Below are 6,045 nucleotides of genomic sequence, written 5' to 3'. Positions count from 1 at the left end.
GGGTGCCGCGGGGCGAGGTGACCGCGACGTACGGCGGCCGGGGCGGCGGTGCCGAGCTCGCGGCCCGCGGGGTGCTCTCCGCCGGCTACCTGCGCTCGGGGCAGGCCCGTGTCCTGCTGGCCGCTCTCCTGTCCGTCGCGGAGGGGGCGGAGGCCGACGTCGACGTCGACGCTGACGCTGACGCCGAGACCCGCGCCGACACTGATGTCGATGCCGCGGCGCGGGTCCGCCGCGAGTGGTCGAGGTTCCACCTCTACAACTGACGAGCAGGCCCCGAGCAGCCCGAAAACCCCTCACCGCCGCGGGCCGTTGGCGGCGCGGGCCGAGCGGGAGAACAGCCGCCCGTCGCCATGGCGTCTCGCGCGCACCGCGGTGGGGGCGAGACGCCATGCCGGGGGGCGGCTGAGTCCGGGGCGAGCATGCGCGAACGCGAGGCGCCATCGGCAGGAGCGGCTGCGAACCGGGGCGCGCACGCGCGAACGCGAGACGCCATCGCCGGGAGCGGCTGCGAACCGGGGCGGGCATTCGCGGGCGCGAGACGCCATCGCCGCGAGCGGCTGCAGCTGGGCCGGGCGGCTGGCGTGCGAGGGGTGTCACCAGCCCAGGGAGTCCAGGGGGTCCGCGGGCTCGAGCGCCGGATCGTCCTCGGCGAAGGTGCGCATCCGGCCCGGCCCGGTCACCGCTGTCTCGAACCGCACAGAGACCCGCCCGTGCCCCGAGCCCTGCACCCAGCCGTGTCCGAACTCCGGGTGACGCACGTCCGCGCCGGTCTCGAACCGACGGTCCTCGCCCCGACGCCACGCCCCGATCGCCGGGAGTTCCCCCGCGCCCGTTTCCGCGGCAGCCCCCGCGCCCGCGGGCCCCGACCCGGCATCGGCCGGCTCGGACTCCTCCGTGGTCACGGTGGTGCCCACACCGACGATGTCTGGCAGGTCCTCGTCGTCGTCGACCCCCGCCCCCGGCCGCACGCCCAGGGTGAACTCCTGCTCGAACAGCGCGTCCTGGTGGAAGTCCGTCAGGCCCGCCACCCCCACGCCCAGAAGGCGGATCGCACCGAAGTCCACCGGATCCGGCGCCAGGGACCTGGCCACCGCGATGATCGTCTCGAGCGAGGTCGTGCCCTCCGGCAGCGTGTACGAGCGGCTAATCGACGTGAAGTCCGAGCGCTTGACCTTCACCGTCACCGTGCGGGCGGCACGCCCGTCGCGCAGCAGCCGCCGGTGCGCGGCCTCCGCCGCCCGTCGTACCGCCGCGGTGACCTGACCGGGCGTGGTCAGGTCGGCGGCGAACGTGCTCTCCGCGCTGATCTGCTTGGCCTCGGCCCGCTCGTGCACCGGCCGGTCGTCGTACCCGCGGGCGATCCGGGCGATCGCCGGGCCCACCGTCTTGCCAAGCGCGTGGGCCACGTCGTCGTCGTCCATCGCGGCCAGGTCGCCGATCGTCGTCACCCCGAACTGCGCGAGCCGCTCCCCCGCCACCGGGCCCACGCCCCACAGACTCCGGACCGGCAGCGGGTGCAGCACCCGCTCGTGATCGCGGCGCGCGACCACCGCGACCCCGTCCGGCTTGGCCAACTCGGACGCGATCTTGGCGTACTGCTTGCCCGCCCCCGCACCGACCGAGGCCGGCAGCCCGGTGGCCTCGCGGATCGCCGCCCGCAGATCCTGCGCCCACCGCCGGGTGCGGTCCACGTCCGCGCCCCGCAGCCCGGGCGGCTCGAGGAACGCCTCGTCCACCGACACCTGCTCGACCACCGGCGCGTGCTCGGCGAACACCTCGAACACCCGGCGGCTCAACGCGCGATACACCGGCATCCGCGGCGAGACGAACACCGCCGACGGGCCGACGAGACGCCGGGCCTGGTGCGACGGCATCGCCGATCGCGCCCCGAACGCCCGCGCCTCGTACGAACACCCCGCCACCACGCCGCGGCCGCCCTGCCCGCCCACGAGCACCGGCCGACCCCGCAGGGTCGGCCGGGTGAGCTGCTCGCAGGAGGCGAAGAACGCGTCCATGTCGACGTGCAGGACCCAGCGGTCCTGTCCGTCGGTCACCGCCGCCTCCGTCGGCTCACGATCGCGTCCGTCAGGGGTCGGGTCCGGGCCGATCAGACCCGCGCCAGCGTCATCCGGACGCCCTCGGCGAGCTCCACCGCGTCCCCCTCGGCCGCGTCCAGGCCGTCCACCACCGCGAAGTCGGTCGCCAACACCTCGGCGGCGATGAGCTGCGCGTGCCGATCGGCCCACTCCCGGCGATCGGCCGGCACCGCCATCCGCACACGGATGCGGTCGGAGATGTCGAACCCGGCCGCGCGGCGCGCCTCCTGGATCTCGCGGATGCGGTCCTTGGCCCAGCCCTCCGCCTCGAGCTCCTCGGTCACCGTCAGGTCCAGCACCACCAGGCCGGCGCCGCCGGGCAGCGCGGCAGTCGACTCGGGATCGGCGGCGACGAGGCGGTGCTCGTACTCGCCCTCCTGCAGCTCGATGCCGCCGGCGGTGACCACCCCGTCGACCTCGGTCCAGTCGCCGGTCTTGGCGGCCTTGATGCAGGTCTGGACCTGCTTGCCGAGCCGCGGGCCGGCGGCTCGGGCGTTGACCGCCAGCTCCATCCGGCCGTGCGCGGCCACATCGCTGGTCAGGTGGACATCACGGACGTTCACCTCGTCGGCGATGATGCCGGTGAACGGCTCCAGCCGCTGCGCGTCCGGCATCGCCACGGTGAGCGAGTTCAGCGGCAGACGCACCCGCAGGTGCTTGGCCTTGCGGATCGAGGACACGGTCGAGCACACGTCGCGCACGGCCTCCATCGCCTCGACCAGCGCGGCGTCGCGCGGCAGCTCGTCCTCTGCCGGCCAGTCCACGAGGTGCACCGACTCCTCGCCGGTGAGCCCGGTCCATACGACCTCGCTCATCAGCGGCAGCAGCGGCGCAGCGAGCCGCATGGTCGTCTCGAGCACCGTGTACAGCGTGTCGAACGCGTCGCGAGAGTCCCGCCCGCTGTCCTCGCCCGCCCAGAACCGGGACCGCGACCGACGCACGTACCAGTTGGTCAGCGCGTCGGCGAACAGGCGCAGTTCGTCGCACGCGGCGGCGATGTCCGTGGCGTCCAGGGCCTCGGTCATGGCGTCGCGGGTCGAGGCCAACCGGGACAGGATGTAGCGGTCCAGCACGTGCTGGGAGTCCGTCCGCCACGTCGCCCGGCGGGAGGCGTACAGCTGGAAGAAGCTGTACGAGTTCCACAGCGGGAGCATGGCCTGGCGGACGCCCTCGCGGATCCCCTGCTCGGTCACCACGAGGTTGCCTCCGCGCAGGATCGGCGAGCTCATGAGGAACCACCGCATGGCGTCCGAGCCGTCACGGGCGAACACCTCGTTGACGTCCGGGTAGTTGCCCTTGGACTTGCTCATCTTGAGCCCGTCGTTGCCCAGGACGATGCCGTGGGCGGCGACGTGCGTGAACGCCGGGCGGTCGAACAGGGCGGTGGCCAGCACGTGCAGGGTGTAGAACCAACCGCGGGTCTGCCCGTTGTACTCGACGATGAAGTCGCCCGGGTTGTGGGTCTCGAACCACTCCTTGTTCTCGAACGGGTAGTGGACCTGCGCGAACGGCATCGACCCGGACTCGAACCAGCAGTCGAAGACGTCGGCGACGCGCCGCATGGTCGACTTGCCCGTCGGGTCGTCCGGGTTGGGTCGGGTCAGGTCGTCGATGTACGGCCGGTGCAGGTCCGTGGGCCGGACGCCGAAGTCCCGCTCGAGCTCGTCCAGCGAGCCGTACACGTCCACGCGCGGGTAGGCCGGGTCGTCGGACTCCCACACCGGGATGGGCGCGCCCCAGTAGCGGTTGCGGTTGATGTTCCAGTCACGCGCCCCCTCGAGCCACTTGCCGAACTGGCCGTCGCGGACGTGCTCGGGCATCCACGTGATGTGCTCGCGGTTGAGCTCCACCATGCGGTCCCGGAACGCGGAGACCTTGACGAACCACGCGGGCAGCGCCATGTAGATGAGCGGCTGGCCCGAGCGCCACGAGTGCGGGTAGGAGTGCTCGATGGTCTCGTGCCGCAGCAGCCGGCCCGCCGACCGCAGGTCGCGCGAGATGGGGGCGTTGGCGTCGAAGACGAGCTGGCCGGCGTACGGCGGCACCTCCGAGGTGAACTTGCCGTCCGGTCCCACCGGGATCACCAGCTCGATGCCCGCGGCGTCACAGGCCTCCTTGTCCTCCTCACCGAAGGCCGGGGCCAGGTGGACGATGCCGGTACCGGACTCGGTGGAGACGTAGTCGGCCGAGAGCACGACGTGGGAGTTGGGGTGGCCTGCGAAGAAGTCGAACGGCGGGGTGTAGCGCAGGCCCACCAGCTCGGAGCCCTTGACGGTGGTCTCGACCTGCGCGTCGTCACCGAACTCGGCCGCGTAGACGCCGCGGCGCGCCTCGGCCAACACGAACACGCGGCCGGCGAAGGGCCCCGAGTTGACCCGCACGACCGAGTAGTCGATCTCGGGGTGCACGGCGGCGGCGAGGTTGGACGGCAGGGTCCACGGCGTGGTGGTCCACACGAGGGCCTCGGCCCCGTGGAACGGGCTGTCCTGTGGCGCCTCGAGCGGCAGTCCCACGGTGACGGCCGGGTCCTGGCGCATCTTGTAGGCGTCGTCGAGCCGGGTCTCCTGGTTGGACAACGGTGTCTGCTCGTACCAGGAGTACGGCAGGACGCGGAAGCCCTTGTAGACGAGACCCTTGTCGTACAGCTGCTTGAAGGCCCACAGGACGGACTCGGTGAAGTCGATGTCGAGCGTCTTGTAGTCGTTCTCGAAGTCCACCCAGCGCGCCTGGCGGTGGACGTACTCCTCCCACTCGTCGGTGTACTGCAGCACCGACTTCTCGCAGGCGGCGTTGAACTCGGCCAGACCCATCTCGAGGATCTGGGACTTCTCGGTGATCCCGAGCTGCTTCTCGGCCTCGAGCTCAGCGGGCAGTCCGTGGCAGTCCCAGCCGAAGCGGCGCTCCACCTTGTAGCCGCGCATGGTGCGGTAGCGCGGGATGACGTCCTTGACGTAGCCGGTGAGCAGGTGGCCGTAGTGGGGCAGGCCGTTGGCGAAGGGCGGGCCGTCGTAGAAGACGTACTCCTCCGCGTTCGCCCGGTTGCGGATGGACTCGCGGAAGGTGTCTCGCTCGTCCCAGCGGGCGAGGACCGTCTCCTCGAGGGCCGGGAACGAGGGGGTCTGTGACGTGGTACCACCGGTGAGGTCGACGATCGGGTACGCGCTGCCGGTGACACCGGCCTCGCCGGACGCCGGGTCGGCGGATTCGCGGTTCACGGGCTCGGTGCTCATGGTGGGGCGGACTCCTCACATAGGGGGCCCGCACGAGTTCGCATCCGTGGGGCCGGTCAGGCCTGCGCTCGGGGACGATCCGGCGGCGCCCAGCGCGCCACCGTCCGCGGTACCACCCCGTTTGGCGACGACGTGCGACGCCCACTCGTGGGTCGGGCTGTGACGGGCTCCCCCGTTCGGTTCTACTGAGCGGGTCCCGAAACGGGACCGCGCCGTTCTTCCGAGCGCTCCCCGGTGATGGCCGGATCATCGCGCGTCCGACTCGGGGCCGGACGGTGTCCAATGTTACCCATCCGCCCGGACGTCCGCCTCTCCCGAGGGCCCGCGGGTGCGAGTGTCACGGTCCCCGCGCCCCTTGATGAGGTCGATCACCAGCAGCAACAGCCCCAGGGCTCCCACCCCGATGCATGCCCAGGCCCACCCGATCTGACCGGTCGCGACCGCGGCGACGAGAAAGCCGAATCCGAGGATCGTCAGTCCGAGCGCGGCGACGAGCATTCGTGCCTCCTGGGGGCGGTGCGTGGTGGCAGAGGATGCGCCACGCACTGTGGTGCGCACCCCTTGCCGTCGAATATACGTCGGTCCCCGCACCCTGGGCAGGGGCGGGGACCGTTCACGCCGCGCGGATCGGGCGCGTCACGCGTGAGGGGTCAGTCGGCGCGGTGGCCGCCGTCCTTCTTGGCCGCCTGGTCGGCGGCGCCACCGGCATCGGCGGGGGG

The 6,045-nt window shown here is 72.2% G+C and carries 4 protein-coding genes and 1 pseudogene; 2 read left to right on the top strand and 3 right to left on the bottom strand.

The window, feature by feature from the left end:
- Positions 1-263, top strand: a pseudogene (locus HMPREF3086_RS08125) (asparaginase); the annotation flags it as partial.
- Between the two features lie 330 nt (positions 264-593).
- Here HMPREF3086_RS08125 and HMPREF3086_RS08120 read toward each other — a convergent pair.
- The 3 genes from HMPREF3086_RS08120 to HMPREF3086_RS08110 form a co-directional block, all read right to left on the bottom strand.
- A complete protein-coding gene (locus tag HMPREF3086_RS08120) occupies positions 594-2,054 on the bottom strand; it encodes a DNA polymerase IV (RefSeq protein WP_061229112.1) in 1,461 nt (486 codons plus the stop codon).
- 53 nt (positions 2,055-2,107) lie between these two features.
- Entirely contained in the window at positions 2,108-5,326 is a 3,219-nt protein-coding gene (gene ileS / locus HMPREF3086_RS08115) for an isoleucine--tRNA ligase (protein ID WP_083324353.1), read from the bottom strand.
- 285 nt (positions 5,327-5,611) lie between these two features.
- Positions 5,612-5,824 (bottom strand): hypothetical protein, encoded by a 213-nt coding sequence (locus HMPREF3086_RS08110; RefSeq protein ID WP_061229111.1) that lies wholly within the window; start codon positions 5,822-5,824, stop codon positions 5,612-5,614.
- A gap of 35 nt (positions 5,825-5,859) precedes the next feature.
- Between HMPREF3086_RS08110 and HMPREF3086_RS19270 the strand changes: the two genes are divergently transcribed.
- On the top strand, positions 5,860-6,045 hold a 186-nt coding region (locus HMPREF3086_RS19270; RefSeq protein ID WP_210401847.1), incomplete at its 3' end, for a hypothetical protein.

This window comes from Dietzia sp. HMSC21D01, from assembly GCF_001815995.1.
Classification (GTDB): Bacteria; Actinomycetota; Actinomycetes; order Mycobacteriales; family Mycobacteriaceae; genus Dietzia; species Dietzia cinnamea.
The sequence above is the reverse complement of the archived record's forward strand: the minus strand, read 5'-3'. Positions and strand labels throughout refer to the sequence as shown.

Bases quoted from the DNA above. Each gene is read 5' to 3' on its own strand.
- ileS (WP_083324353.1), bottom strand. From the start codon at position 5,326: ATGAGCACCGAGCCCGTGAACCGCGAATCCGCCGACCCGGCGTCCGGC.
- HMPREF3086_RS08110 (WP_061229111.1), bottom strand. From the start codon at position 5,824: ATGCTCGTCGCCGCGCTCGGACTGACGATCCTCGGATTCGGCTTTCTC.